Annotated in this window: 24 protein-coding genes and 3 pseudogenes; 20 read left to right on the top strand and 7 right to left on the bottom strand. The window is 40.4% G+C overall.

The window, feature by feature from the left end; all coding sequences use genetic code 11:
* Positions 1–132 precede the first annotated feature (132 nt).
* On the top strand, positions 133–1368 hold the full coding sequence (locus STO1_RS09260) for a carbohydrate-binding domain-containing protein (protein ID WP_096422913.1): 1236 nt from the start codon (positions 133–135) through the stop codon (positions 1366–1368).
* A gap of 120 nt (positions 1369–1488) precedes the next feature.
* Here the strand turns inward: STO1_RS09260 and STO1_RS09935 are convergent, their stop codons facing one another.
* Positions 1489–2043: a hypothetical protein gene (locus STO1_RS09935; protein WP_231869998.1), complete on the bottom strand. Its 555-nt coding sequence runs from the start codon at positions 2041–2043 to the stop codon at positions 1489–1491.
* 422 nt (positions 2044–2465) lie between these two features.
* On the opposite strand from STO1_RS09935, the gene STO1_RS09245 reads away from it, so the two are divergent.
* From STO1_RS09245 to rpsD, 10 genes are all read left to right on the top strand, one after another.
* Entirely contained in the window at positions 2466–3182 is a 717-nt protein-coding gene (locus STO1_RS09245; protein WP_096422911.1) for an ABC transporter ATP-binding protein, read from the top strand.
* A 1-nt stretch (position 3183) separates the two neighbouring features.
* Positions 3184–4266 (top strand): ABC transporter permease, encoded by a 1083-nt coding sequence (locus STO1_RS09240; RefSeq protein ID WP_096422908.1) that lies wholly within the window; start codon positions 3184–3186, stop codon positions 4264–4266.
* A 39-nt stretch (positions 4267–4305) separates the two neighbouring features.
* Positions 4306–4929 (top strand): TetR/AcrR family transcriptional regulator, encoded by a 624-nt coding sequence (locus tag STO1_RS09235; RefSeq protein WP_084940375.1) that lies wholly within the window; start codon positions 4306–4308, stop codon positions 4927–4929.
* A gap of 272 nt (positions 4930–5201) precedes the next feature.
* On the top strand, positions 5202–5966 hold the full coding sequence (locus STO1_RS09225; RefSeq protein WP_096422906.1) for a nucleoside phosphorylase: 765 nt from the start codon (positions 5202–5204) through the stop codon (positions 5964–5966).
* A 33-nt stretch (positions 5967–5999) separates the two neighbouring features.
* On the top strand, positions 6000–7379 hold the full coding sequence (locus STO1_RS09220; protein ID WP_096422904.1) for a TrkH family potassium uptake protein: 1380 nt from the start codon (positions 6000–6002) through the stop codon (positions 7377–7379).
* 13 nt (positions 7380–7392) lie between these two features.
* The gene (locus tag STO1_RS09215) at positions 7393–8058 is read left to right on the top strand and encodes a potassium channel family protein (RefSeq protein ID WP_001283890.1); all 666 of its coding nucleotides are present in this window, start codon (positions 7393–7395) and stop codon (positions 8056–8058) included.
* A gap of 157 nt (positions 8059–8215) precedes the next feature.
* Positions 8216–10336 (top strand): SSURE domain-containing protein, encoded by a 2121-nt coding sequence (locus STO1_RS09210; RefSeq protein ID WP_096422902.1) that lies wholly within the window; start codon positions 8216–8218, stop codon positions 10334–10336.
* A gap of 80 nt (positions 10337–10416) precedes the next feature.
* Positions 10417–11115: a response regulator transcription factor gene (locus STO1_RS09205; protein WP_096422900.1), complete on the top strand. Its 699-nt coding sequence runs from the start codon at positions 10417–10419 to the stop codon at positions 11113–11115.
* On the top strand, positions 11112–12146 hold the full coding sequence (locus STO1_RS09200) for a sensor histidine kinase (RefSeq protein ID WP_096422898.1): 1035 nt from the start codon (positions 11112–11114) through the stop codon (positions 12144–12146). The genes STO1_RS09205 and STO1_RS09200 overlap by 4 nt, the downstream gene beginning before the upstream one ends.
* Positions 12147–12347: 201 nt before the next feature.
* The gene (gene rpsD, locus STO1_RS09195) at positions 12348–12959 is read left to right on the top strand and encodes a 30S ribosomal protein S4 (RefSeq protein WP_000092756.1); all 612 of its coding nucleotides are present in this window, start codon (positions 12348–12350) and stop codon (positions 12957–12959) included.
* Positions 12960–13223: 264 nt separating this feature from the next.
* Here the strand turns inward: rpsD and STO1_RS09190 are convergent.
* A pseudogene (locus tag STO1_RS09190) lies at positions 13224–14511 on the bottom strand (transposase); the annotation flags it as partial.
* Between the two features lie 387 nt (positions 14512–14898).
* Between STO1_RS09190 and STO1_RS09185 the strand changes: the two are divergent.
* Genes STO1_RS09185 through STO1_RS09170 form a run of 4 tightly spaced genes read left to right on the top strand, consistent with a single transcriptional unit; the run spans position 14899 to position 16058 of the window.
* Positions 14899–15084, top strand: coding sequence for a hypothetical protein (locus STO1_RS09185; protein ID WP_045618084.1), 186 nt, complete (start codon positions 14899–14901; stop codon positions 15082–15084).
* Position 15085: 1 nt separating this feature from the next.
* Entirely contained in the window at positions 15086–15655 is a 570-nt protein-coding gene (locus STO1_RS09180) for a hypothetical protein (protein WP_045618082.1), read from the top strand.
* A 2-nt stretch (positions 15656–15657) separates the two neighbouring features.
* Complete coding sequence (locus tag STO1_RS09175; protein WP_045618080.1) at positions 15658–15867, top strand: helix-turn-helix transcriptional regulator; 210 nt, start codon at positions 15658–15660, stop codon at positions 15865–15867.
* Positions 15868–15869: 2 nt separating this feature from the next.
* Complete coding sequence (locus STO1_RS09170; protein ID WP_045618078.1) at positions 15870–16058, top strand: hypothetical protein; 189 nt, start codon at positions 15870–15872, stop codon at positions 16056–16058.
* A gap of 81 nt (positions 16059–16139) precedes the next feature.
* On the opposite strand, the pseudogene STO1_RS09165 reads toward STO1_RS09170, so the two are convergent.
* The 4 genes and pseudogenes from STO1_RS09165 to rpmF form a co-directional block, all read right to left on the bottom strand.
* Positions 16140–17513, bottom strand: a pseudogene (locus STO1_RS09165) (ISL3 family transposase).
* Between the two features lie 201 nt (positions 17514–17714).
* On the bottom strand, positions 17715–18233 hold the full coding sequence (locus tag STO1_RS09160; RefSeq protein ID WP_009729500.1) for an HXXEE domain-containing protein: 519 nt from the start codon (positions 18231–18233) through the stop codon (positions 17715–17717).
* 78 nt (positions 18234–18311) lie between these two features.
* Complete coding sequence (gene rpmG, locus STO1_RS09155; protein ID WP_001265622.1) at positions 18312–18461, bottom strand: 50S ribosomal protein L33; 150 nt, start codon at positions 18459–18461, stop codon at positions 18312–18314.
* Positions 18462–18476: 15 nt separating this feature from the next.
* Positions 18477–18659 (bottom strand): 50S ribosomal protein L32, encoded by a 183-nt coding sequence (rpmF, locus tag STO1_RS09150; RefSeq protein ID WP_000290417.1) that lies wholly within the window; start codon positions 18657–18659, stop codon positions 18477–18479.
* A 230-nt stretch (positions 18660–18889) separates the two neighbouring features.
* Between rpmF and ilvD the strand changes: the two genes are divergently transcribed.
* The gene (gene ilvD / locus STO1_RS09145) at positions 18890–20593 is read left to right on the top strand and encodes a dihydroxy-acid dehydratase (RefSeq protein WP_096422896.1); all 1704 of its coding nucleotides are present in this window, start codon (positions 18890–18892) and stop codon (positions 20591–20593) included.
* A 174-nt stretch (positions 20594–20767) separates the two neighbouring features.
* Here the strand turns inward: ilvD and STO1_RS09140 are convergent, their stop codons facing one another.
* Positions 20768–21109: a metal-sulfur cluster assembly factor gene (locus tag STO1_RS09140; protein WP_001204052.1), complete on the bottom strand. Its 342-nt coding sequence runs from the start codon at positions 21107–21109 to the stop codon at positions 20768–20770.
* A gap of 123 nt (positions 21110–21232) precedes the next feature.
* On the opposite strand from STO1_RS09140, the pseudogene STO1_RS09130 reads away from it, so the two are divergent.
* The 4 genes and pseudogenes from STO1_RS09130 (at position 21233) to hisS (ending at position 26211) form a co-directional block, all read left to right on the top strand.
* Positions 21233–22083: pseudogene (locus STO1_RS09130) on the top strand (Rgg/GadR/MutR family transcriptional regulator).
* A 33-nt stretch (positions 22084–22116) separates the two neighbouring features.
* Positions 22117–23388: an MFS transporter gene (locus tag STO1_RS09125; RefSeq protein WP_084938744.1), complete on the top strand. Its 1272-nt coding sequence runs from the start codon at positions 22117–22119 to the stop codon at positions 23386–23388.
* 218 nt (positions 23389–23606) lie between these two features.
* Positions 23607–24854, top strand: coding sequence for an MFS transporter (locus STO1_RS09120; RefSeq protein WP_096422894.1), 1248 nt, complete (start codon positions 23607–23609; stop codon positions 24852–24854).
* A gap of 76 nt (positions 24855–24930) precedes the next feature.
* Positions 24931–26211, top strand: coding sequence for a histidine--tRNA ligase (gene hisS, locus STO1_RS09115; protein WP_084938746.1), 1281 nt, complete (start codon positions 24931–24933; stop codon positions 26209–26211).
* Positions 26212–26363 lie beyond the last annotated feature (152 nt).

The following is a 26363-nucleotide window of genomic DNA, read 5'->3' as shown; positions in this document are numbered from 1 at the left end:
CCTTTCTAAAAAATTACTAGGCGAAATCTAATCCAAACTGAATTTAAGGAAACTTTCAGAAAAGTTTTAGTTTTGTTTCAGGAATCTTCAGTAGACTGTCTAGCTATATCATACGAAGGAGAGGAAAAAGGTATGAAATCAAAAAAATGGGCCCTACTCGCAACGAGTTTAACGGCAATGGTGCTGATGGCAGCATGTGCCCAGTCAACAACTACATCCACTACCAATGAAACGACAAATAGTGCCACAACAACTTCAACAAAGACAAATCAATCATCCTATTTTACAGAGAAGGACTATGATACTTCTTATGATGAAAGCACAGCTTCTAAGATTGAGCTATCTGGCTCATCTGCAAACGTCTCTGGAGATGGCGTGACAGTTTCTGGCTCAACAGTGACCATCACAAAATCTGGCACCTATGTAATTTCAGGTCAGTCTGACGGAGTTCAGATCAAGGTCGAGGCAGATAAGTCAGCAGATGTTCAGCTAGTCTTAAAAGGTGTCACCATGACCAACACCAATGCAGCGATATCTGCGACATCAGTCGGCCACGTCTACCTGACTCTGGCAGAAGGAACCACCAACAGTCTCTCTGACTCAAGCTCGAACAGTGACGAAAAAGCCGACGCAGCTCTCTTTTCTAAGGTGGATTTAACCATCAACGGGAAAGGAACTCTTAATGTAGAAGGAAAGAAAAATAATGGTATTAAGGCTAACGACACCCTCCACATCACAGGTGGAACCTATAACATCACAGCATTTGGCGATGCCTTTAATGTAAATGATGAACTCAATATCACTGGTACGACCATGATCATTGATGCTAAAGAAGACGGAGTCAAGGTGGATAATGATGAGGATACTTCAGTCGGAACCATGTACCTATCTAATAACAACATCACCGTTACAGCAGGAGATGATGGCATCCACGCTTCTGGAGACCTCGTCATCGATAGTGGGACCTACACCGTCAAGAATTCGACAGAAGGACTTGAAGGTAAGTCCATCACTATCAACGGTGGGGACATTACCATCTATTCGACAGATGATGGAGTCAATGCAGCTAATAAAAACGCCCAACAAAGTGAGATTTTCTTTACCATGAACGGTGGTAACCTGACAGTAGAAGTTGGTCAAGGGGATACAGACCCAATTGACTCAAACGGCAATATCACGGTCACAGGCGGAACCATTAAAATGACTGGTCAGACAGGTTTTGACTTTGATGGAACTGCGACCTACACAGGTGGAGATATCTACCTCAACGGCGAAAAACAAACGGAAATCGTCAATTCTATGCCTGGAGGCGGTGGACCGAATGGAGGTCCTCAAGGTGGAGGACCAGCTCCTGGCGGACAAGGATAAACAAAAAAGGATAGCATTCTAAGAGCAATGTTATCCTTTTTGTATCGTAGATTCATATTTTATGAGTGGTTTTATAATCGTAGCTTTCAAAGGCTAAATTGTTAAGTCTCCCGTTTTTGTTTACTTAAATTTCTTGAATTTTAAGAGAGTATTGAGTAGTTTTCCCCTAAATGTTTTGTTTTGATAGGCGATTGCGAGGGAATTGAAAAATTCAACTGCTAGGTGTTCGTGGTGACCGAGTACCATCTCGCTTGGAGCTGCTTCTGGGGAAAAGACACCTAATTTGATGCGAAGTCTACCTTTTTTCATCTTGAACTGGTGCATGCCATACATCTTGATATCAAGGCTTGGATCGGACATGAGAGTAGCTGTATCACCTGCCATAGAAATTTTTGTATCAGCATCAGGAATGACTGGTTTTTCAGCATCTAGACTGATAAAGATTTTTTGATAAGTTGGTTGTCCGTACTCTCCAATCAACTTCATCACTTCCTGTCCACCGTGCACCCCAGCAAATATAAAATGTTCAGGGTGAATTTTAAAAGGGAGCGCTTCGTCGCCCATTTTATTTAGCTCTTGGTTGAAGGCGAAGAAGTTTCCCAAAGTCAATCCATCCACGTAAGCAGCTTGTAGGTTACGTCCCTTAACCGAATTCTTAGAAATGCCATGCCGCATTTGGTCTGATTCTGCTAGACGGTCAGCGTAGAGTTCGAGGATTTTTTGACTTCCAAGGGCTAATTTGGTTTCAATTAGGTCTTGAAAATTTCTTAGTCTGTTTCATATAAAAATGAGTAAAATGAATTCCCATTACCAAGGTCATTAGAGTTGCGATAGCAATGACGATGGTTGGATTAGCCGAGAAAAGTAGAGGAAAAATAGGCCTTTAAAAAGTGGACAGGAAAGACCATTTCGGAGTATAGAGAGGAAGTTCAAAAACATTTTTAGAAATAAGACATGTGCATTATAAACATCAGATAATAATATCTGGTGCTTTATTTTTTAAAGAATTTCAACTTTTTTCTTGACAAGTGAGTAAGCACTCACTATAATAGGTTCATATTTAGTAAGTGAGTAATCACTCACAAAGGAGGAAGCAAATGAAAACATTACTACATTTACAAGATTTAGTAAAATCTTTTGACCATCAAATAGTTTTGAAACATGTCAGCTTTGAATTGCAGCCAGGAGAAATTATAGGCTTAATTGGTCCGTCTGGTGCTGGTAAATCAACTATGATTAAGACTACGTTAGGAATGGAAAAGGCTGATGGAGGCCTAGCTTTAGTGTTAAATCACACTATGCCCAATCGCTATATTTTAGGAGATATTGGCTATATGGCCCAATCAGATGCTTTATACGAGACCTTGTCAGGCCAAGAAAATCTGGAATTTTTTGGTCAGCTAAAGGGGCTTTCTAAAAAAGACCTGAAGGCGGAAATTGCTTATATAGCTCAAGTAGTAGATCTGACAGACTACTTAAACAAGGCGGTATCTGGTTATTCTGGAGGAATGAAACGGCGTTTGTCGCTGGCTATCGCGCTTTTAGGAAATCCTCAACTCTTGATTTTGGACGAACCGACAGTTGGAATCGACCCTTCTCTTCGAAAGAAAATCTGGAAAGAATTATTCGCGCTTAGAGACAATGGGGTTGGGATATTAGTTACTACCCATGTTATGGATGAAGCAGAGTTGACGGATAAGGTCGGCTTATTATTAGGCGGAAAAATCATTGCTTTTGATACACCGCAACACTTAAAAGAAAGTTATCAAGTTTCAAGTATTGAAGAAGTATTTTTGAAAGCAGAAGGAGAGTAAGATGAGAACCATTGCTATTGCTAAAAAAGTTATCAAAGAATTGCTTCGTGACAAACGAACCTTGGCTATGATGTTTGTAGCGCCGGTATTTATTATGTGGCTGATGAACCTCATGTTTTCAGCTAGTACAACCGTGAATGTCAAGTTAGCGACACAAGATCTACCAACTGGTTTGGTAACGAAAATGGATGAGCTTGATCATGTGGACATCGAGACTTATCAAGACTTAGATCAGGCCAAAGAAGCGCTAGCAAATGAAAAAGTCGATGCTGTGATTTCTTATAAAGACGGTGAGTATCAGGTCGACTACGCAAATACAGATGCTTCTAAAACAACTATGACACGACAAGTGTTACGAACAAGTATCGTCAATGAAGGCACCGATCAGTTATTATCTCGTGTCAAACAGGCTCTTCCACAATTGAAATTAGATGCAAAGGCGCCTGAAATCAAAGAATCTTACCAATATGGAGATAAAAATACTGGATTCTTTGCACGTATGATTCCAATTTTAATTGGCTTTGTGGTCTTCTTCTTTGTCTTTTTGATTTCTGGTATGGCACTTTTGAAAGAGCGCACCAGTGGAACACTAGAACGTTTGTTAGCAACACCAGTGAAACGATCTGAAATCGTCTATGGCTATATGTTGTCTTACGGTATTATTGCGATTTTTCAAACGGCAGTTGTCGTTTTAGCAGCAATTTGGCTACTAGATGTAGAAGTTGTAGGAAATATTTTAAATGTTATAATAGTTAATGTGGTACTGGCTCTTGTAGCACTAGCTTTTGGAATTCTCTTGTCTACTCTAGCAAAATCAGAATTCCAAATGATGCAATTTATTCCTCTCGTGATTATGCCCCAACTTTTTTTCTCAGGAATTATTCCATTGTCATCCATGGGAGAATGGGCTCCAACTGTGGGGAAATTTTTGCCATTAACCTATTCTGGTGATGCAATAAGCCAGATTATTCTTTACGGACACAATCTTGGTGATATTTTGTCAAATCTTGGTGTTTTAATGATTTTCTTGATCATTTTAACAATTCTTAATATTGTTGGATTGCGTCGTTATCGTAAAGTTTAGAAATCAACATAAATAATGCTAAAAAGGTGTGAAGATTAGATGGATAAGACTGTTTTTGAATCGTTTGAAGATTACTTAGAAGAAGCGAATTACCCTCAAGGAAAGAAAAAAATCATGCAGGCAGCAGTGGATCTCATATCAACTAGGAGTTACCATGGGACCTCAACTCTTCACATAGCTGAGCGTGCTGGACTAAGCCAGGCAACTTTGTTTAAGTATTTTAAGACGAAGGATGATTTACTGACGGCTATTTTACATCCTGTAGTCCCAGGCATTTTCGGTAGTTTTTTTGAGGAACTCTTAGCTTTTGAAACGACAGAAGAGAGGGTTCGTTATCTCGTCCACGATCGTATGAGCTATCTCAAAAAAAATCGTGCTTTGATGAAAATCATTCTGCAGGAGAGTTTTTCAAATAAAAAACTAAAAAATGAACAGATTTTTATCTGGAATGCTATTCAAGATAAACTTCGAGTACTCCGTAAGGAATTGATAGCAGATCCACGTGTAAATCCAGAGTTAACGATTCCTCAAATGGTTCGTATTTGTGTTGGCCCATTGTTGGCTTACTTCGCTCAACTTTATATCGTTAGCGACAACGGAGAAATAAAGGAAGAGGACCTAGACTTATTAGAAAAACAGATTTTAGGTGGTTTGTGGAAATAAGGGAGTTCTAGAAGAGCTAAGATTTATTTACTTGACTTTCAAACAAGCTAAAAAAGACATGTTCTGCTTATTTCAGATTCATGTCTTTTTTGTTGTTGGATTTGGTATTCTTCATAAGTCCTCAATGACTTTGCCAAAACAGAAACCGACTTCTCCAGCGGTGCAACGATTTCTCAAGTGTATGGAAGAGGAGATTTCTGGCTTGCTAAAGACAACTCCTTGACACTTCGCCAGCTTTTGATACAATAGTACAAAATTAGAGGAGGTGGGCTATGATTCAGAAACATGCGATTCCCATTTTGGAGTTTGATGACAATCCCCAGGCGGTCCTTATGCCAACACATGAGGGATTGGACTTAAAGTTGCCAAAGAAATGCATCTATGCATTTTTGGAGGAAGAGATTGACCGCTACGCTCAGGAAGCAGGAGCGGACTGTGTTGGTGAGTTCGTTTCTGCCACCAAGACTTATCCAGTCTATGTCGTCAACTACAAGGGTGAGGAGATCTGTCTGACCCAGGCGCCCGTTGGTTCTGCCCCAGCGGCCCAGTTTATGGATTGGTTGATTGGCTATGGTGTAGAGCAAATCATCTCCACTGGAACCTGTGGCGTCCTAGCCGATATAGAGGAGAATGCTTTTCTCATCCCTATTCGCGCTCTGCGAGATGAGGGGACCAGCTACCACTATGTAGCACCTTTTCGTTATATGGAGATGCAGATTGAGGCTATCTCTGCCATTGAGCAAGTCTTGGAACAAAGAGGCATTCCTTACGAGGAGGTTATGACTTGGACGACAGATGGTTTTTACCGAGAGACAGCTGAAAAGGTTGCCTATCGTAAGGAAGAAGGCTGTGCTGTTGTGGAGATGGAGTGCTCTGCTCTTGCGGCAGTAGCTCAGTTACGTAGGGTTGTCTGGGGAGAACTGCTCTTTACCGCAGATTCCCTGGCGGATCTAGATAACTACGACAGTCGTGACTGGGGCGTAGAAGCTTTTGATAAGGCCCTCGAACTCTGTCTTGCTATTATGCACCACATGTGAGTGCTCTTACTATTTTTATGGTACAATGTAGCTATGGTATTCAAATCATTTTTTGAAAAAATAAAGACGACGCTAGTTCGATTATCACCAGCTCGTCGCATCTTTTTAAGTTTTGCCCTAGTAATCTTCTTGGGTTCTCTCCTTTTAAGCCTACCCTTGGTTCAAGCAGCAACGTCACAAGCGACCTACTTTGACCATCTCTTTACGACTGTGTCCATGGTCTGTGTGACAGGGCTCTTCACCCAGCCGGTGGCCTCTACTTACAATATCTGGGGCCAGTTGATTTGCATGCTGTTGATCCAGATCGGTGGATTGGGGCTTATGACCTTTATTGGAATCTTTTATATCCAAGGGAAACAAAAGCTCAGTCTTCGTAGCCGTGAGACTATTCAAGAAAGTTTTAGTTATGGGGAAACCCAGTCCTTAAGGGACTTCATCCGCTCGATCTTTTTGACGACTTTTCTGGTAGAAGGGCTCGGTGCCTTTCTCCTGAGTTTCCGCTTCATTCCTGAATTTGGATGGGGGCGAGGGATTCTAACCTCTATCTTTTTGGCTATTTCAGCTTTCTGCAATGCTGGATTTGATAATTTTGGAAGTACGAGTTTAGCAGTCTTTCAGACGGACCCTTTGATCAATCTAGTGATTGCAGGATTGATTATAACGGGTGGCCTAGGATTTATGGTCTGGTTTGACCTAGCGATCCAGTTTGGGAAAAAGAAAAAACGCCGCCTGCGTTTCCATACCAAGTTGGTTCTCTTTTTAACGGCGGGAATTTTGCTCTTTGGAACAGTATCGACTCTCTTAATCGAGTGGAACAATCTAGGGACGATTGGGAATCTCAGCGTCCCAGAGAAACTATTGGTTAGTTTCTTCCAGACTGTCAGTATGAGGACAGCAGGCTTTGCCTCTATTGACTACACCCAGGCTCGACCAGTTACCTTACTGATCTACATTTTGCAGATGTTTCTGGGCGGGGCACCTGGAGGGACAGCAGGGGGACTCAAGATTACGACCTTCTTTGTCTTGTTGGTCTTTGCTCGCAGTGAATTATTGGGCTTGCCTCATGCCAATGTAGCTCGGAGGACCATTGAACCTCGAACCGTACAAAAATCTTTCAGTGTCTTTATTATCTTCTTGTTGACTTTCTTACTGGGCTTGATTTTACTAGGGATAACAGCAGAAGGAAATCCGCGCTTTATCTATCTCATGTTTGAGACCATTTCAGCACTTGCTACTGTTGGGGTAACGGCAAATTTAACACCAGAGTTAGGTAAGTTAGCCCTTAGTATCGTTATGTTGCTGATGTTTATTGGCCGTATTGGCCCCTTGACACTACTGGTCAGCTTAGCAGAATATAAGCCAGACAAGAAAGATTTGATTCACTATATGAAAGCAGATATCACTATCGGATAAGAAAGGAAAAACGATGTCAGATCGGACAATTGGAATTTTAGGTTTGGGAATTTTTGGGAGTAGTGTTTTGGCTGCTCTTGCCAAGCATCATATGAATATCATTGCTATTGATGACCACGAGGAGCGCATTAATCAATTTGAACCCGTGCTGGCGCGTGGGGTTGTTGGAGATATCACGGATGAAGAACTCCTTCTATCAGCTGGAATTGACACCTGCGATACCGTGGTTGTCGCAACGGGGGAAAATCTAGAATCCAGTGTTCTTGCAGTCATGCACTGTAAAAGTCTAGGGGTGCCGACCGTCATTGCCAAGGTAAAAAGTCATATGGCCAAAAAGGTACTGGAGAAAATTGGTGCGGACTCGGTCATCTCACCGGAATTTGAAATGGGGCGTTCGTTAGCGCAGAGAATTCTCTTTCATAACAGCGTAGATGTCTTTCAGTTGGACAAGAATGTTTCAATTGTCGAGATGAGAATCCCCCAATCTTGGGCGGGGAAAAGCCTTAGCCAGCTAGATTTACGTGGGCGATACAATCTCAATGTACTTGGATTTCGTGACTATGAAAATTCTCCTCTAGATGTTCAATTCGGCCCCGATGACCTTTTACGGTCAGGCGCCTATATCATGGCGGTGATTAATAACCAACATTTGGATACTCTAACAGAGCTTAGTGAGTAGGAGAGGAAGGGCTGTTTTCTTCCCCAATGATTAATGAATCAATATAAGTATTTTATAAGAGGGATTTAAGAAAAATTTTAACTTTTTCTTAATCCTTTTTAATTTTAGGAGATTATACTAGAGCCATCAAATAAAGAAAAACTCTAAGGAGAATCCTATGAAATTCAATCCAAATCAGAGATATACTCGTTGGTCTATTCGCCGTCTCAGTGTCGGTGTTGCTTCAGTTGTTGTGGCTAGTGGCTTCTTTGTCCTAGTTGGTCAACCAAGTTCTGCACGTGCTGATGTCGTCAATCCGACCCCTGCCCAAGTCGTGCCAGACGCTGCTTCGGTGAGTGAAAAGAGCGACTTACCAGCAGAGGTTCTCAAAAAAGCAGTCGATGTAGCTCTTCCTTCAGAACAAGCAGACTCAGCACCTAAAGCAAGCTTGGATACTACAAGCTCTTCAGAAAAAGCGGACGCAACTGCTAAAGAGCCGGCAGTAGCGCCAAAAGAAGAAGTACAAGCACAACCTGACTCTAAGAAACAAACAGAAGATGCAGTTAAACCTGTGGAAAGTCCTGCGCCTACAGTTTCTGGACAAGACCGTGAAGCTAGTGAAGCACAACCAGCGACCACCCCAGCTGAAGTCCAAAAAGGTGTGGCTGACAATACAAAAGATACAGTAGATGTCCCAGCCACTTACTTGGACAAGGCTAACTTTCCTGGTCCCTTCACCGCCGGTATCAACCAAGTCATCCCATACGAATTCTTCGCTGGAGACGGTATGTTGACTCGCCTTATCTTGAAAGCTTCTGACAAGGCTCCATGGTCAGACAACGGAACAGCTAAAAATCCCGCTCTTCCACCAGTAGAAAAATTGGGCAAAGGCCTTTACTTCTATGAAGTGGACTTGGCAGGCACCCAAGGTAAATCTGATAAAGAGCTGCTTGACTTGTTGAAACAAAATGGCACACATAGCTATAAAGCTACCATCAAAGTGTACGGTGCAAAAGACGGCAAGCCTGACTTAACTAATCTGGTAGCAACTAAAGATTTGGATGTCAACTTGAATGGTTTGACCACCTCAGCTGAAGTCCAAAAAGGTGTGGCTGACAATACTAAAGACACAGTAGATGTTCCGGCTAGCTACCTTGACAAAGCCAATTTCCCAGGCCCATTTACAGCTGGTGTCAACCAAGTCATTCCATATGAATTCTTCGCTGGAGACGGCATGTTAACTCGCCTGATCTTGAAAGCATCCGACAAGGCTCCATGGTCAGACAACGGTTCAGCTAAAAATCCTGCTCTTCCACCAGTAGAAAAATTGGGCAAAGGCCTTTACTTCTACGAAGTGGATTTAGCAGGCACCCAAGGTAAATCTGATAAAGAGCTACTTGATCTCTTAAAACAAAATGGTACACAAAGCTATAAAGCTACTATCAAGGTGTACGGTGCAAAAGACGGCAAGCCTGACTTAACTAATCTGGTAGCGACTAAAGATTTGACTGTTAATTTGAATGGTTTGACCACACCAAATCAGGTTAAAGAGTCTGGCTTGACCACATCAAATCAGGTTAAAGACTCTGTTGCTAATAACATCAAAAATAGCATTGATGTTCCAGCTAGCTACCTTGAAAAAGCAAATGTTCCAGGTCCATTCTTGGCAGGTGTTAACCAAGTTATTCCGTACGAAGCTTTTGGTGGAGATGGTATGTTGACTCGCCTCTTGTTAAAAGCTTCAGACAAAGCCCCATGGTCAGACAACGGAACAGCTAAAAATCCTGCCCTATTGCCACTTGAAGGCTTGGCTAAAGGCCAATATTTCTACGAAGTGGATTTGAATGGCAATACGGTTGGCAAAGATGGTCAGGCCTTGCTGGATCAACTTCGAGCTAACGGAACCCATACATATCTAGCTACTGTTAAAGTCTATGGAGCTAAAGATGGCAAACCTGATTTGAGCAATCTAGTAGCTACTCGTCAAGTAACGATTCAGCTTCGTGGAAAAGAAATGGCGTCAACACCATCTCAACAAGGTCAGATGAATACGAAACCTTCTGAAACAGGCTCTACAGGTACAACTGAGGGTATGATGGGCACAAATCATCGTATGTCAGACATGAAGACCGATCAACCAGCTTCTAGCCCAATGACTAATATGATGAAAAAAGATGATAAAGCGATGCTACCAAATACTGGGGAAGCTAAAACAGCTACAGCTGGCCTTGGTATCTTTGGTCTAGCCTTGGCAGGCCTTGTTGGACTTTTGGGTTTGACAACCAAACGAGAAGATTAAGATTCAAATCATTTAAATATTAGAGAAAATAGTGTTATACTAAAGCAAGTATAACACTGTTTTTATCGAAGGAGTGTCAGATGAAAAAGACAATTTTGCTGGTTGATGATGAGATAGATATTCTAGATATTCAAAACCGCTATCTTTTACAGGCAGGATACGATGTTTTAGTCGCCCATGATGGCAAGGAGGGATTAGAACTTTTCAGAAAAAAATCTATCGACCTCATCATCACAGATATCATGATGCCCAATATGGACGGTTATGATTTTATCAGTGAAGTTCAGTATATCGCTCCGGATCAACCCTTCCTCTTTACAACTGCTAAGACAAGCGAACAGGATAAGATTTATGGCTTAAGTTTGGGGGCAGATGATTTTATAGTCAAGCCCTTTAGCCCACGCGAATTGGTTTTAAGAGTGAATAATATCTTGCGTCGCCTTAGCCGTGGAGGAGAGACAGAACAGATCGAGTTTGGTGACTTGGTAATCAACCATGTGACTCATGAAGTTCGCATTGGGGAGCAACCTTTGGAATTGACAGTAAAATCCTTTGAACTTCTATGGGTATTAGCCAGCAATCCCGAGAGAGTCTTTTCAAAGACGGAACTTTACGAGAAGGTATGGCAAGAGGACTATGTGGATGATACCAATACACTCAATGTTCATATCCATGCTTTGAGGCAAGAGTTGACCAAGTATACAAATTCAAATGCTCCTGCTATCAAAACTGTCTGGGGTTTGGGCTATAAGATGGAAAGATCAAGAGGTAGAAAATGAAATTAAAAAACTATATTTTAGTGGGGTATCTAGTGTCGACTCTGCTAACGATTTTGGTCGTTTTCTGGGCAGTCCAACGAATGTTGATCGAGAAAAGTGAAGTTTACTTTCTAGTTGGAATGACCTTGATTGCTAGTTTCATTGGCGCTGCAGTGAGCATCTTTCTTTTGTCGCCTGTTTTTTCTTCTCTGAAACATTTGAAAAAACAAGCTCAGGATATAGCAGGCAAGGATTTCAGCGCAGAAATTGAAACCAAAGGCCCATTAGAATTTCAAGAGCTGGGCCAGGCTTTTAATGACATGTCCCACAATTTGCAAGCTACCTTTCAATCACTTGATGAGAGCGAGCAAGAAAAGAGAATGATGATTGCGCAGCTCTCTCACGATATTAAAACTCCCATTACCTCTATTCAGGTTACTGTGGAGGGAATTCTAGATGGAGTTATTAAGGAAGAGGAGCGACTCCACTACTTAACCACGATTGGTCGGCAAACTGAGCGTCTAAACAAGCTAGTGGAGGAATTGGATGTTTTGACTCTCAATACACAACCTCAAGAAACTGCTGATGAGGAAGTCGAAGAGGTCTTTTTAGATCAGCTGTTGATTGAGTCAATGAGTGAATTTCAACTCCAGATTGAACAAGAGGAGCGGGATGTTTACATTCAAGTATCACCTGAGTTGGCGAAAATCAAGAGCCATCCTGACAAACTTTCCCGCATTCTGGTCAATTTGTTAAACAATGCCTTTAAATATTCAGAACCAGGAACCAGAATCGAGGTTCTTGCCCAATTAACAGAACAAGAGCTGAGAATCAGTGTGAAAGACGAGGGTCAGGGGATCCTTCCTGAGGATTTGGAAAAGATCTTTAAACGACTTTATCGTGTAGAAACTTCGCGTAACATGAAGACAGGTGGTCATGGTCTTGGTCTTGCGATTGCGCGAGAACTAGCCCATCAGCTTGGTGGGGAAATCACAGCAGAAAGTCAATATGGCTTAGGAAGCAAGTTTACATTCAGCCTTAATTTAAAATAAAGGCGTAAAACCCCTTTACAAATCTAGCTTTTCATGGTACAATAGCCTTTGTGTGAAATAGCAGCAGGAAAGCATGAAGCTCGTCAACAGGTGTCTTATGACAAGTAACCTTGGCTGTTTAGGCGAAGGGCATCTGCACGAATCAGGGCTTTCTAAGTGACTATTTCCGCCAAATATTATTTATATCAGGAGGACATACATATGTCACGTTATACAGGACCATCTTGGAAACAAGCTCGTCGCCTTGGCCTTTCACTTACAGGTACAGGTAAAGAATTGGCACGTCGTAACTACGTACCAGGACAACACGGACCAAACAACCGTTCTAAATTGTCAGAATATGGTTTGCAATTGGCTGAAAAACAAAAACTTCGTTTCACTTACGGTGTAGGTGAAAAACAATTCCGTAACTTGTTCGTACAAGCTACTAAGATCAAAGGCGGAATCCTAGGTTTCAACTTTATGCTTCTTTTGGAACGTCGTTTGGATAACGTTGTTTACCGTCTTGGTCTTGCGACTACTCGTCGTCAAGCTCGTCAATTCGTAAACCACGGTCACATCCTTGTTGACGGAAAACGCGTTGATATCCCATCATACCGCGTAACTCCAGGTCAAGTGATTTCAGTTCGTGAGAAATCATTGAAAGTTCCAGCTATCCTTGAAGCAGTAGAAGCTACTCTTGGACGTCCAGCATTCGTTTCATTCGACGCTGAAAAATTGGAAGGTTCATTGACTCGCTTGCCAGAACGCGACGAAATCAACCCAGAAATCAACGAAGCACTTGTCGTTGAATTCTACAACAAAATGCTTTAATTTTAAGAAATATCTTACAGAAAGCCTACAACAGTGGGCTTTTTGCTTTGTCTTAAAAAACGGCTCTTTATCAACTGTAGTGGGTTGAAGTCAGCTAAGATCTAGAAAGAGTCTGGAACAAAAAGATTTTGATTTTAGGAATTCTTTATTATAAATTTTTAAAATCGATAGATTAGACAAAAAAGCGAACAAGACAGAATTCTGAGTGTCAGATAACTGATTTTGTTCGCTTTTTATATTTAAGGTTAGACTTTTGTCCCAGTCTCTTTCTTTTTTGATGTTCAGAGCGATAAAAATCCGTTTTTTGAAGTTTTCAAAGTTCCGAAAACCAAAGGCATTGCGCTTGATGAGTTTGATGAGATTATTCGTTGCTTCTAATTTTGCGTTGGAATAGGGTAATTGGAGAGGTTGACGATTTTCTCTTTGTTCTTTAGAAAGGTTTTAAAGACAGTATGAAAGAGAGGATGAACCTGCTTTAGATTGTCCTCAATAAGTCCGAAAAATTTCTCAGGCTCCTTGTTCTGAAAGTGAAAAAGCAAGAGCTGATAGACATTATAGTGGTATTTCAAGTCTTCTGAATAGCTCAAAAGCTTGTAAAGCTTGCCTAGAATTTCTTTATTCGTCAAGTGCAGACGAAAAGTAGGGCGATAAAATCGCTTATCACTAAATTTACGGCTATCCTGCTGGATGATCTTTCAGTAGCGCTTGATAGCCTTGTATTCATGAGACTTTCGATGAAACTGATTCATGATTTGAACACGGACATGACTCATAGGCTGACTGAGATGTTGTACAATGTGAAAACGGTCCAGCATGATTTTAGCATTTGGGAGTGAAACAGTCTGGGGGCCTGTTTCAGCCTGAGCCTAGAAATTAGAAATCGAAGCTGTTTAGCTAAGTCATAGTAGGGACTAAACATGTCCATGGTAATGATTTTCACGCTATTTCGGACCTGTCTGGAATAGCGCAGGAAGTGATTGCGAATCGTTGCTTGAGTCCGCCCATCTAAGATAGCTAGGATCTTTCTTGTATCGTAGTCCTGTGCAACAAAGATTATCTTTCTTTTCTTGAAGCTATATTCATCCCAACTCATGTGTTCTGGAAGGTGGTTAAGATCAGTCTTAAATTTGAATTTATGTAACTGACGAATGACTGTCGAAGTGGAGACAGATAAACTTTCGGAGATAGCTGTCATAGGGACTTTCTCAATCAATTTTTGAGTGATTTTCTGTTTGACGATGGTTGCGATCTGGTGATTCTTCTTGACTAAGGAAGTCTCTGAGACGGCTATTTTTCCACAGTCTTTACAGCGGAAACGGTGTTTTTTCAATCGAATGAGAGTCTTGTAGCCAGCACATTCGAGGTAGCGGATTTTGGATTCTATTTGAAAGTCATATTTAGCCATTTGTCCTTGATAGTTGTGACATTTAGAGGCAGGATAATCGAGCTTAGCAATGACTTCTTTATGCGTTCCAGTATCAAGATAATCTAAGATAATAATATTTTTGTCATTAATTCCAAGTATGTTTGTGATAAAATTTAATTGTTCCATAAGATTCTTTCTAATGAGGGTTTGGTCACTTTTTCATTATAGGTCTTATGGGGCTTTTTTCTACAAAAAATAGACTCCATAATTCCTACAGTGGTTTTACCCGCTACAGAAATTATAGAGCCTGAAACCAACGTTTCTGGGCTTTTTTCCTGCTTAAACTATTCTTCTGGATAAATTTTGTCTGATTGAGAAAAGATTAGAAAATATCTTTTGATTTAATACTTGTATTCTCTTTTTTAATGTGATATAATTATAACGTAGAGGTGAGATATTTATAACAAATGCTACGGTCACCAATCCTTTCTCACAAGAAAATCTGCCATTAGGCACAAGCCTAAAAATTTTACTGTTCAATGTGAACTATTTCTAACAAAGGAGGAACACATCATGTTTAAATCACAAAAAATAGGGCTCATCATTTCGACACTGATGACCAATATTTCCATTATTAGCTACGTTTTTCTAGCTACAAACCTCAGTCTTTTGGCTAAAATATTGATTAGCCTTACACCAATTATCGGTAGTGCCATTGGATTTTCTGCCTTCTACTTTAAAGACAGGAAAGAAGAATAAGATGAAACACATCAAAAAATGGTTAATTTGGACTTGGTTACCTGTTATGCTACTACTGTGGCTATTAACTCCGCCAAGTAATTCCCCCTGGATAAAACACACTGTTTTTCTAGTCACGATTACCATGCAAGGACTTATTTTCTGGCTTGTTTCCAAGGCACAATCTCAAGCAGACGAGGGAAAGTATTTTGGACTGACAGAGAAGTTATATGGTATGACCTTATTTACCGCTATGGCCATTTACACTAAAGGTATCTGGATAATCACACCAGCTACTAGTCCTATCTGGCTGAAACACCTTTTTCTAGGTTCTGGCTTGTTTGTCCTCATTCTTTGCTTTCTCTATTTTGCATTAAAAAAAGTTGATGAACAAGCAGACGAGCGTTTCTATATGAACTTGGCAAAGGCAGCCTGCACAACCCTGGTACTGATAGTTCTATCTCTGATAGTGTTGAGCATAGTAACATTTTTCCTTCCCTTCACCCTAAGAACAGGCATGGTTTTGATTTTTACTGCATCCATGATTGTGTTTTTTGACCTGTTTTTCCTCATATTTGAAAAGAGGGGGTAGATATGGGAAAAATTCTAACAAACTTAAAAGGCATCCGAGAAGACGCCCGCATGACCCAGCAAGAATTGGCGGATAAGATTGGTGTACGACGGGAAACTATTCTCCACTTGGAGAATAATCGATATAACCCTTCACTTGAAATGGCGCTTAAAATCGCACGTGTCTTTGGCATGTCCGTTGAAGATATTTTCCGCTTAAATGAAGAGGTCTAGTCATGAAAAATCAAATTTGTACCCACTGTGGTGCTGACCAATTTGTCGTAAAAAAACAACTGAAAGGTTATGCAGGATTAGTCAGTGAAGAGGCTAAATTCGTTTCAGGAGGTATTGCCCTCTATCATGAAATTTGTCAAAATTGTGGTACTGTTCGTAGAAGTTTTGTGAAGGATGTTGAGAAATTATAAGCGATTATAATTGTGGTTTTAAATATGCTAAAAAGGCCTAGAAAATCGGCTTTTTGTCAACTGTAGTGGGTTGATAAAAAGTTACAACCTAGAGAGGACCAAATTGGTTCTCTCCTTTTTGATATTCAAAGCGATGAGAATTCTCGTTTTAAAATTTTCAAAGTCCCGAAAACCAAAGGCATTGCGCTTGATGAGTTTGATGAGGTTGTTAGTAGCTTCTAGTTTTGCGTCGGAATAGGGTAATTGAAGAGCGTTGACGATTTTCTCTTTGTTCTTTAGAAAGGTTTTAAAGACAGTATGAAAGAGAGGATGAACCTGCTTTAGATTGTCCTCAATAAGTCCGAAAAATTTCTCAGGCTCCTTGTTCTGAAAGTGAAAAAGCAAGAGCTGATAGACATTATAGTGGTGTTTCAAGTCTTCTGAATAGCTCAAAAGCTTGTCTAGAATTTCTTTATTCGTCAAGTGCATATGAAAAGTAGGGCGATAAAATCGCTTATCACTCAATGTACGGTTATCCTGCTGGATGATCTTCCAGTAGCGCTTGATAGCCTTGTATTCATGAGATTTTCGCTCAAATTGATTCATAATTTGGACACGCACACGATTCATAGCACGGCTTAAGTGTTGGAGTAAAACAGTCCAGTGAACTGTTTTAGCCTGAGTTTAGAAGTATAATAACGAAGGGTGAAAGCGATCCAGAACGATTTTAGCATTTGGGAGTGAAACAGTCTGGGAGACTGTTTCAGCCTGAGCCTAGAAATTCGAAAGCGAAGTTGTCTAGCTAAGTCATAATAAGGACTAAACCGATCCATCGTAATGATTTTCACCTGGCAACGGACACTTCTATCGTATCGAAGAAAGTAATTTCGGATGATAGTTTGTGTCCTGCCTTCAAGGACAGTGATGATATCGAGCTTTTTAAAATCTTACGCAATGAAACTTATCTTCATCTCCCGATTGAAACAGTCACTCCCCTGACTGTTTCAACATCCCAAGACATAATCTCAGGAAGACGAGAAAAATCATGTTTAAAGTGAAAGTCATTAAGCTTTCGAATAACAGTTGAAGTTGAGATGGAAAGTTGATGGGCAATGTCGGTCATAGAAGTTTTTTCAATCGACTTTTGAGCAATTTTTTGGTTGATAATACGAGGAATTTGATGATTCTTCTTGACGAGAGAAGTCTCAGCGACCGCTATTTTCGAGCAATGATAGCACTTGAAACGACGCTTTTCATAAATTCTAGTAGGCATACGGCCGTTTCGAGGTAAGGGATCTTAGACGGTTTTTGAAAATCATATTTCTTCATTTGATTTCCGCAATCAGAACAAGATAGAGCCTCGTAGTCCAGTTTGGCGATGATTTCCTTGTGGGTATCTCTATTAACAACATCCATAATTTGGATATTAGGGTCTTTGATATCGAGTAGTTTTGTGATAAAATGTAATGGTTCCATATGATTCTTTCTAATGAGTTGTTTTGTCGCTTTTCATTATAGGTCATGTGGAACTTTTTTTCTGCAACAAAATAGGCTCCATAATATCCATAGGGGATTTACCCACTACAAATATTATAGAGCCTAAAAAACTATAGAACACTTCTTAACTGTGAGGGGGATAAAAAATTCCCTGCAAATTGAAATTGCAAGGAACTTTTGTTAATGGTTATGGGCAAGCCAGGCGGAATACTTTACCCCAAGCCAGAGAGCAAAGAGGAGATTGATGACGACGATGCCTGAACCGACCAGTGAAAATAGGAAAAATTCGCTAGTCGAAACCTGCCACAAATGCACGATGTCTGTAATCAAATAAGCACTGACAGGAAAACAAAGGATGGAAGTGATGAGAGCAGGGATATACTTACGGAGAAGAATTGATTGTCCAATATGGAGCAAGAGATGGAGTGCAAAGGCTACAAATCCCCCCAACCAAACTAATTCGAGCGCTCTAGATTGACTAAAATACGCTAATAAAGTGATGGATAAGACAAGAATAAACTCCTCAAAAACAGCAAGGGCAAATCCCTCTGTTGTCATTTCTTTGTGGATTTTGAGAATAGCTGGAGCCTTTTGAGCCAGCAAGGTTTCGTTGAGATGAATCCAAGGGACAAGACCGATAATTTCTTCCATATCGTGAAAGATAAAAAGTAGAGGAAACATCCAAAGATAAAATGCCATAAATCTCTCCTGAAAAACTATAGATCGCTCGCCAATCAAGCAAAAAACGCCCAGTAAGGCGTTTTGAGTTAGGTATGCTTATTTCACTTCTGTAAACACGACGTGTTTGCGAAGTTTTGGTGAGTATTTCTTCAATTGAAGACGGTCTGGAGTGTTACGTTTGTTTTTAGAAGTAAGGTACAAGCGTTCACCAGATTCTTTGTGTTCAAGTGTAATATTTACGCGCATGGTATCTCCCTTCTATTATTCAGCTGATGCAGCTTTAGCGATTTTACGTCCTTTGTAGTATCCTTTAAGTGATACACGATGAGAACGTGAGTAATCTCCAGTAGTTTCGTCAAAGTTTACAGATGGAGCTGTTACTTTGTAGTGTGTACGACGTTTGTTTTTCTTCGCTTTTGAAGTGCGACGTGCAGGTACTGCCATTTTGATTTCTCCTTTAGGTATTTAAATTCGATTCAATCTAGTGATTTTCATCAACCATACTAGGATAACACATTTTTTTTGTAAAGTAAAGTTACTTGACAAAAAAAGATGAAAAAATTAGAAGTCATTCAATTGAATTAATCGAAATTTTCTGAAAATTCAAGAATTTTATTCTGTTCTTCATGCGGAAATTGTGCTATAATAGTAAAAACTGAAACGGGAGGGATAAGATGACAGAATTAGATACACGTCACCGCAGTAGCGTTTATGACAGCATGGTTAAATCACCAAACCGTGCTATGCTTCGTGCGACTGGTATGACAGATAAGGACTTTGAAACACCGATTGTGGGAGTGATTTCAACTTGGGCGGAAAATACACCATGTAACATTCACTTGCATGATTTTGGGAAATTGGCTAAAGAAGGTGTCAAATCTGCGGGCGCTTGGCCGGTACAGTTTGGAACCATTACCGTAGCAGACGGGATCGCTATGGGAACGCCTGGGATGCGTTTCTCTCTAACATCTCGCGATATCATTGCGGACTCAATCGAAGCGGCAATGGGTGGTCACAATGTGGATGCCTTTGTGGCTATCGGTGGCTGTGACAAGAACATGCCTGGTTCTATGATTGCCATTGCCAATATGGATATCCCGGCTATTTTCGCTTATGGGGGAACCATTGCGCCTGGAAATCTTGATGGCAAAGACATCGACTTGGTTTCGGTATTTGAAGGAATCGGTAAGTGGAACCACGGTGACATGACAGCTGAGGACGTGAAGCGTCTCGAATGCAATGCCTGCCCTGGCCCTGGTGGCTGTGGTGGTATGTATACAGCTAATACCATGGCGACTGCTATCGAAGTTCTAGGGATGAGTTTGCCAGGATCATCCTCTCACCCAGCTGAATCAGCTGATAAGAAAGAAGATATCGAAGCAGCAGGACGTGCTGTTGTTAAGATGTTGGAGCTTGGCCTCAAACCATCAGATATCTTGACTCGTGAAGCTTTTGAAGATGCCATTACAGTAACCATGGCTCTCGGTGGGTCAACCAATGCCACTCTTCACTTGCTTGCCATTGCCCATGCGGCTAATGTTGACTTGTCACTTGAGGACTTCAATACGATCCAAGAACGTGTGCCTCACTTGGCTGACTTGAAACCATCTGGTCAGTATGTCTTCCAAGATCTCTACGAAGTCGGTGGAGTTCCAGCGGTTATGAAATATCTCTTGGCGAATGGTTTCCTCCACGGAGACCGTATCACATGTACTGGTAAGACTGTCGCTGAAAACTTGGCTGACTTTGCAGACCTTACATCAGGTCAAAAAGTCATCATGCCACTTGAAAATCCAAAACGTGCAGATGGACCGCTGATCATCTTGAACGGGAACCTTGCCCCTGATGGTGCGGTTGCTAAAGTATCAGGTGTTAAAGTGCGTCGCCACGTTGGACCAGCTAAGGTCTTTGACTCAGAAGAAGATGCGATTCAGGCCGTTCTGACAGACGAAATCGTTGATGGCGATGTAGTCGTTGTCCGTTTCGTTGGACCTAAGGGTGGTCCTGGTATGCCTGAGATGCTGTCACTTTCATCCATGATCGTTGGTAAAGGTCAAGGAGACAAGGTTGCCCTCTTGACGGATGGCCGTTTCTCTGGTGGTACTTATGGTCTGGTTGTTGGACATATCGCCCCTGAAGCTCAGGATGGTGGACCAATTGCTTACCTTCGTACAGGTGATATCGTTACGGTTGACCAAGATACCAAAGAAATTTCTATGGCCGTATCCGAAGAAGAACTTGAAAAACGCAAGACAGAAACAACCTTGCCACCACTTTACAGCCGTGGTGTCCTTGGCAAATATGCCCACATTGTATCATCTGCTTCACGCGGAGCCGTGACAGATTTCTGGAATATGGACAAGTCAGGTAAAAAATAAACAAGAAAAGCAAGCCAACTTCGGCTTGCTTTTTTTCATCTTCAAAAGTGATTTGCCTACTTATACTCAATAAAAATCAAAGAGCAAACTAAAAAGCTAGGCGCAGGTTGCTCAAAGCACAGCTTTGAGGTTGGAGATAAAGCTGACGTGGTTTGAAGAGATTTTTGAAGAGTATTAACGAGGTGGCAGTCCAAGGGCAATACGGCCGTAGCGACTGATTCGTGTGATCTTCCAGGCAGGCGACCAGGTAACTTCAACCTTGACATCTTCGATACCCTCGATTTGTTTCAGACCTGCGACGATTTCGATAGGCAGGCTTTCGGCGCAATCACAGGCAGTATCAGTGAAGGTCATGACAATCTTGCAGAGACCCGTTTCGTCCAGATTGATTTCATAAATCAATCCTAGATTGTAAACATCCAATTCCACATCTGTATCAAAAACCTTCTCTAGTTTTTCGATAATTTGGTCTTGTAAGGCCAAAGCGCGGTCATTGATTTTGATATCGTCTCTCATAACAGTCCCTCCACCTGATAAATATCCTCTATTTTCTCATAATTCTGACAATTTGGCAAGTTTTTGATGAATTTTCTGAAAAATATGATAAAATGAAGAAAATACTGAATCAAGGGGAAGCCTATGGAGCAGATTGGAAAAGTCTTTAGACAATTACGAGAGTCAAGAAATATCTCGCTGAGACAAGCAACTGGAGGACAATTTTCGCCGTCTATGTTGTCTCGCTTTGAAACAGGTCAGAGTGAGCTTTCGGTAGAAAAGTTTCTATTTGCCCTAGAAAATATATCTGCCAGTGTGGAGGAAATCCTCTTTTTGGCTAGAGGTTTTCACTATGATACAGATTCTGAGTTGAGAAAAGAAATCATAGATGTCTTGGATCCAAAGAATATAGCACCTCTTGAAGACTTGTATCGTAAGGAGTATCAAAAGCAAACCCATTCTCAAAACAAACAGAAACATATTCTAAATGCCATTATTATCAAGTCTTATATGAAGAGCATGGATGAAAGGGTAGAGTTAACAGCAGAGGAAGGAAAAGTCCTTCATGATTATCTGTTTTCGACCGAGATTTGGGGAAACTATGAACTCAATTTGTTCTCAGTCAGTTCACCTCTCTTATCTGTTTCTCTTTTCACTAGGTATGTTAGAGAGATGGTACGCAAATCCGATTTTCTAATGGAGACGAAGGGGAACCGAAACCTTTTTCATACGATGCTATTGAATGGTTTTTAGCTAGTATTGAGTGTGAAGAATTTACCAATGCCTATTATTTTAAAGATGTCATAGAAGAGCATTTCTACAAGGAAAATGAAACCTATTTCCGAATTGTCTATTTGTGGGCGGAAGGTCTCCTTGATAGCAAGCAAGGCAGAGTCAAGGAAGGACAAAAAAAGATGGAAGATGCTGTCCGTATTTTTGAGATGCTTGGCTGTAACAAATCTGCCGAATACTATAGAAAAACGACTGATTGTTGAATATCTGTAAATTAAGAAGAGGGGAGAATGTAAATGAAAAATATAATTAGTGACCGTATCTCAAATAAGCAAATTATAAAAGATTTTATTAGCAATTTCATTGGCTCTTTGAGCGGGAAATCTTTCAATTTTGCTTTAGGTTTGATGCTACTGGATCAAACAAAATCTGCAATGAGTTTTGGGATTAATATGATTATTTATCCTTTAGTCAGTTTGATTTTCTTAGTTCCCATTGGTAATCTAGTAGATAGATACCCACACAAGAAAATTTTGATATATAATTTCATCTTTAGAATTTTTACCTTTCTTTTGTTCTATGCTTTTTATTTTCTTATGGATTCTTCGAGTATTTTATACCTAGTAATTCCGTTTGTAATACTTCACTCTATTACAGTAAATATAAGTGATACTTGTTATTCAGCCTCAATTCATGAATTAGTAAATGATAAAAAAATTCAAAGATTAAGTTCTGTTACACAGACTGCCATTGCAATTGCAACCATGCTTTCTCCAGCTATTGGAGTCATTTTTTATGGTTGGTTAGGTTTTGCAGGTTTTATTCTAATTGAAATCTTTGCAAACCTCCTCTCTTTAGGAGTTCTACTTAGTATGAAATTTTACTATGAATATAACGAGCAAGAGAACAAGGCTACGAATTGTGAAAATCCTCTGCATGGAATCAAAGAAATCATTCAATTTCTTAAAGAAAATCAAATTGTAAAATACATTATTCTTGTAAGTGTTATCCTCAATTTTTTCTACACATCTATCAGTATTGGGGTGCCCTTTGTATTAAAAGAGCAACTTCTGTTAGATAACTCGACAGTAGGGATGCTTGAAACTATGGCCGCAGTAGGAATGCTTTTAGCCAGTATTTCAATGTCACTATTGCCAGATAAGAAAGAAAACAACATCTTACTCTCGAGTAAGATAACCATGCCACTTGTTCTCTTAACTATGGCTATTATTGGTTTAGGCATCACATTTGCATCAACTAACTCTCAAATTATTATTTCTTTTCTTGGTAGTATATTTATGGGAATCATAGCGTTTACTCTTGTTGTTTTAAATATTATTGTGATGACTTACCTTCAAAGTACCATCGAAACAAAATTTTTAGGCAGAGTAATGAGTACTTTATTTACACTAAATACATCTATCATGCCGATAGGTACCATAGTATTCACTTATCTTTTTCAAAAAGAAGTGAATGGAGGGTTGATATTCATATTTGGGGGAGTAACCCTCCTAATATATATAACTATAATGTTACCTAAAATTTTTAGAATACTAAGATTAGAGTAATCTATATTTAGATAAGATTCATTTTTTATTACTAAAGAAGTATGATTTAAAATTTGAAGCGATAGAACTCCAGACCTCTTTCAGGTCATTAAAGGAGTTCTATCGCTTTTTTCTTATTTTGTGTGTTGCATATATTCAAAAAATTTTTTCGCTAATTCATAAGTGCTATACTGTAGTCATACTTCATATAGAACTTAGAGCAAGAAGGGAGATTTTCTATGAAATTATTGTTTAGAAATCAAGCTTATCGACTGTTGACTTTGTCACGATTCTTCAATGCTTTTGGTGCTTCGATTTTTAACCTGGTATTTATCGTCTATGCATCGACCTTGCCACAAGCATCTTTTGCGGTTGCTGTAGCAAATATTGTGATGATTCTTCCGACTCTCTTTACAGTTTTTGTAGGGATTCGGGCAGATTACACGAGGGACAAGGTCAAATGGATGGTCTACAGCGGTTTGTTTCAGGCAGTTTTATTTTTTCTAGTAGCTTTAGTTGTTCAGCAAGCTAGTTTATTTGCCTTTTCTAGCCTGTGTTTAATCAATGTCATTAGTGATATCATCAGTGATTTTGCTGGTGGTTTGCGCATGCCTCTTATTAAGGAAAAGGTAGCTGAAAATGATTTGATGGAGGCTTATTCTTTTTCCCAGTTTATCACCTATATTTCAGCTATTGGTGGTCAAGCTTTCGGAGTCTGGCTCTTAGGGCTATCGATCAATAATTTTTCTCTCGTTGCGGGAATCAATGCCTGTTTTTTCCTAGTATCAGCGGCTATTCTCTTTTTAGGAAAAAGCAAATTAAGCCTGTCGATTTCATCTGCTGATGGTGAAATCCTAAAAAATGAGAAGCTTTCTATCAAAGACCAATTTCTAACGATTTATCGAAATTTACGCCTCGTTTTTCTTAAAAGTGGACAGAAAAACTTTGGTTTTATGCTCTTTGCTGTCTTGCTTATCAATGCCTTGGGTGGTGCTTTGGGAGGCATTTATAATATCTTCTTTTTGAACCATTCTCTTTTAAACTTTTCTTACACAGAGGCGTTATTTATCGAGCAATCCTGTATTTTATTAGCACTTATCGTCAGTAGCCTTACAGGCAATGATTATTTTGGGAAGCAGTCCCTGCCTAGATTGATGATGTGGGCGACCGTAGGACTTAGTTTAGTTGGTCTGGCGAATGTATTCAATCAAGTCGTGCTTGGTTTGCTATTCCTCTTTCTAACTCTGTATGTGTCTGGTAAAGTTCAACCAAAGATTAGTGCCATGCTCATGAAAAATCTAGCTTCAGAGGTTCTAGCTCGCACAAGTAATTTTTTAGGTCTATTGTTTACCTTATCCATACCTGTGGGAACAGCCTGTTTTTCACTTGTAGCCGTATGGAATATGCAGTTGACTTGGATCTTATTTGTTGGTCTTTCTTTGCTGGCTATCCTTTTGACAAGTCTTAATCTCAAAAATGATATTTGAATCCTAATTTTTTCTCACTGTTTTAATCCCTCTATTTATGGTAAAATAAGACTATTAAGTTTAAAGAGGATACCCTATGAAATTACAAAAACCAAAAGGAACGCAGGATATTTTACCTGCTGAGTCTGCTAAGTGGCAGTACGTTGAGGGCTTTGCCCGTGAAATTTTCAAGCGCTATAACTATGCGGAAGTGCGCACGCCTATTTTTGAGCATTACGAGGTCATCAGCCGCTCTGTCGGAGATACAACGGATATCGTAACCAAGGAAATGTACGATTTTTATGACAAGGGTGACCGCCATATTACCCTCCGTCCAGAAGGAACTGCGCCTGTTGTCCGTTCCTATGTGGAAAATAAACTCTTCGCCCCAGAAGTGCAAAAGCCAAGTAAGTTCTACTATATGGGCCCTATGTTCCGTTATGAGCGTCCACAAGCAGGTCGTTTACGCCAGTTCCACCAGATTGGTGTCGAGTGTTTTGGCTCTAGCAATCCAGCTACCGATGTGGAAACAATCGCTATGGCAGCTCATTTCTTGAAAGAAATCGGCATCCAAGGTGTCAAATTGCATCTTAACACTCTTGGAAATCCTGAGAGTCGTGCGGCTTACCGTCAAGCCTTGATTGATTATTTGACACCGCTCAAGGAGACCTTGTCTAAGGATAGCCAACGTCGTTTGGAGGAAAATCCTCTCCGTGTCTTGGACTCTAAGGAAAAAGAAGACAAGGTGGCAGTAGAAAATGCACCGTCTATCTTGGATTTCCTTGATGAAGAAAGCCAAGCTCATTTTGATGCCGTCCGTCAGATGTTGGAAAATCTGGGTGTAGACTATCTCATCGATACCAATATGGTACGTGGTTTGGACTACTACAACCACACCATTTTCGAGTTTATCACTGAGATTGAGGGCAATGATTTGACAGTCTGTGCGGGTGGTCGTTACGATGGTTTGGTTGCCTACTTTGGTGGTCCTGAAACTGCAGGCTTTGGCTTTGGACTTGGTGTAGAGCGTCTGCTTCTTATCCTTGAAAAGCAAGGTGTGGCCCTCCCTATCGAAAACGCTCTAGATGTCTATATCGCAGTCTTGGGAGAAGGCGCAAATGTTAAGGCCTTGGAATTGGTACAAGCCCTTCGCCAACAAGGATTCAAAGCAGAGCGTGACTACCTTAACCGGAAGCTCAAAGCTCAGTTCAAGTCCGCCGATGTCTTTGCGGCTAAGACTCTCATTACTCTAGGCGAGAGTGAAGTTGAAAGCGGACAAGTGACGGTTAAGAACAACCAAACTCGAGAAGAAGTTCAAGTGTCACTTGATGCTATTAGCCAAAACTTCTCAGAAATCTTTGAAAAATTAGGCTTTTAATGACAGATAAATTGGTCAGGAACTTATTCCTAACCCACTTTTTCTAGGATTAACATTGCTCTTGCTTACTCAAAAATATCTTTATAAAACCATTACTATTGTTTCCATTTTTGCAAGAGGAATTCGCTTATTAGCCCTTTTAGTTGCTACTG

The organism is Streptococcus oralis subsp. tigurinus, assembly GCF_002356415.1.
Lineage (GTDB): Bacteria > Bacillota > Bacilli > Lactobacillales > Streptococcaceae > Streptococcus > Streptococcus oralis_F.
The sequence above is the reverse complement of the archived record's forward strand: the minus strand, read 5'-3'. Positions and strand labels throughout refer to the sequence as shown.

Bases quoted from the DNA above. Each gene is read 5' to 3' on its own strand.
- STO1_RS09210 (WP_096422902.1), top strand. From the start codon at position 8,216: ATGAAATTCAATCCAAATCAGAGATATACTCGTTGGTCTATTCGCCGT.
- STO1_RS09240 (WP_096422908.1), top strand. From the start codon at position 3,184: ATGAGAACCATTGCTATTGCTAAAAAAGTTATCAAAGAATTGCTTCGT.
- rpmF (WP_000290417.1), bottom strand. From the start codon at position 18,659: ATGGCAGTACCTGCACGTCGCACTTCAAAAGCGAAGAAAAACAAACGT.
- STO1_RS09200 (WP_096422898.1), top strand. From the start codon at position 11,112: ATGAAATTAAAAAACTATATTTTAGTGGGGTATCTAGTGTCGACTCTG.
- STO1_RS09140 (WP_001204052.1), bottom strand. From the start codon at position 21,109: ATGAGAGACGATATCAAAATCAATGACCGCGCTTTGGCCTTACAAGAC.
- STO1_RS09215 (WP_001283890.1), top strand. From the start codon at position 7,393: ATGTCAGATCGGACAATTGGAATTTTAGGTTTGGGAATTTTTGGGAGT.
- STO1_RS09235 (WP_084940375.1), top strand. From the start codon at position 4,306: ATGGATAAGACTGTTTTTGAATCGTTTGAAGATTACTTAGAAGAAGCG.
- STO1_RS09120 (WP_096422894.1), top strand. From the start codon at position 23,607: ATGAAATTATTGTTTAGAAATCAAGCTTATCGACTGTTGACTTTGTCA.
- STO1_RS09175 (WP_045618080.1), top strand. From the start codon at position 15,658: ATGGGAAAAATTCTAACAAACTTAAAAGGCATCCGAGAAGACGCCCGC.
- ilvD (WP_096422896.1), top strand. From the start codon at position 18,890: ATGACAGAATTAGATACACGTCACCGCAGTAGCGTTTATGACAGCATG.
- STO1_RS09245 (WP_096422911.1), top strand. From the start codon at position 2,466: ATGAAAACATTACTACATTTACAAGATTTAGTAAAATCTTTTGACCAT.
- STO1_RS09125 (WP_084938744.1), top strand. From the start codon at position 22,117: ATGAAAAATATAATTAGTGACCGTATCTCAAATAAGCAAATTATAAAA.
- rpmG (WP_001265622.1), bottom strand. From the start codon at position 18,461: ATGCGCGTAAATATTACACTTGAACACAAAGAATCTGGTGAACGCTTG.
- STO1_RS09185 (WP_045618084.1), top strand. From the start codon at position 14,899: ATGTTTAAATCACAAAAAATAGGGCTCATCATTTCGACACTGATGACC.
- hisS (WP_084938746.1), top strand. From the start codon at position 24,931: ATGAAATTACAAAAACCAAAAGGAACGCAGGATATTTTACCTGCTGAG.
- STO1_RS09260 (WP_096422913.1), top strand. From the start codon at position 133: ATGAAATCAAAAAAATGGGCCCTACTCGCAACGAGTTTAACGGCAATG.
- STO1_RS09225 (WP_096422906.1), top strand. From the start codon at position 5,202: ATGATTCAGAAACATGCGATTCCCATTTTGGAGTTTGATGACAATCCC.
- STO1_RS09160 (WP_009729500.1), bottom strand. From the start codon at position 18,233: ATGGCATTTTATCTTTGGATGTTTCCTCTACTTTTTATCTTTCACGAT.
- STO1_RS09935 (WP_231869998.1), bottom strand. From the start codon at position 2,043: ATGCGGCATGGCATTTCTAAGAATTCGGTTAAGGGACGTAACCTACAA.
- STO1_RS09205 (WP_096422900.1), top strand. From the start codon at position 10,417: ATGAAAAAGACAATTTTGCTGGTTGATGATGAGATAGATATTCTAGAT.
- rpsD (WP_000092756.1), top strand. From the start codon at position 12,348: ATGTCACGTTATACAGGACCATCTTGGAAACAAGCTCGTCGCCTTGGC.
- STO1_RS09170 (WP_045618078.1), top strand. From the start codon at position 15,870: ATGAAAAATCAAATTTGTACCCACTGTGGTGCTGACCAATTTGTCGTA.
- STO1_RS09220 (WP_096422904.1), top strand. From the start codon at position 6,000: ATGGTATTCAAATCATTTTTTGAAAAAATAAAGACGACGCTAGTTCGA.
- STO1_RS09180 (WP_045618082.1), top strand. From the start codon at position 15,086: ATGAAACACATCAAAAAATGGTTAATTTGGACTTGGTTACCTGTTATG.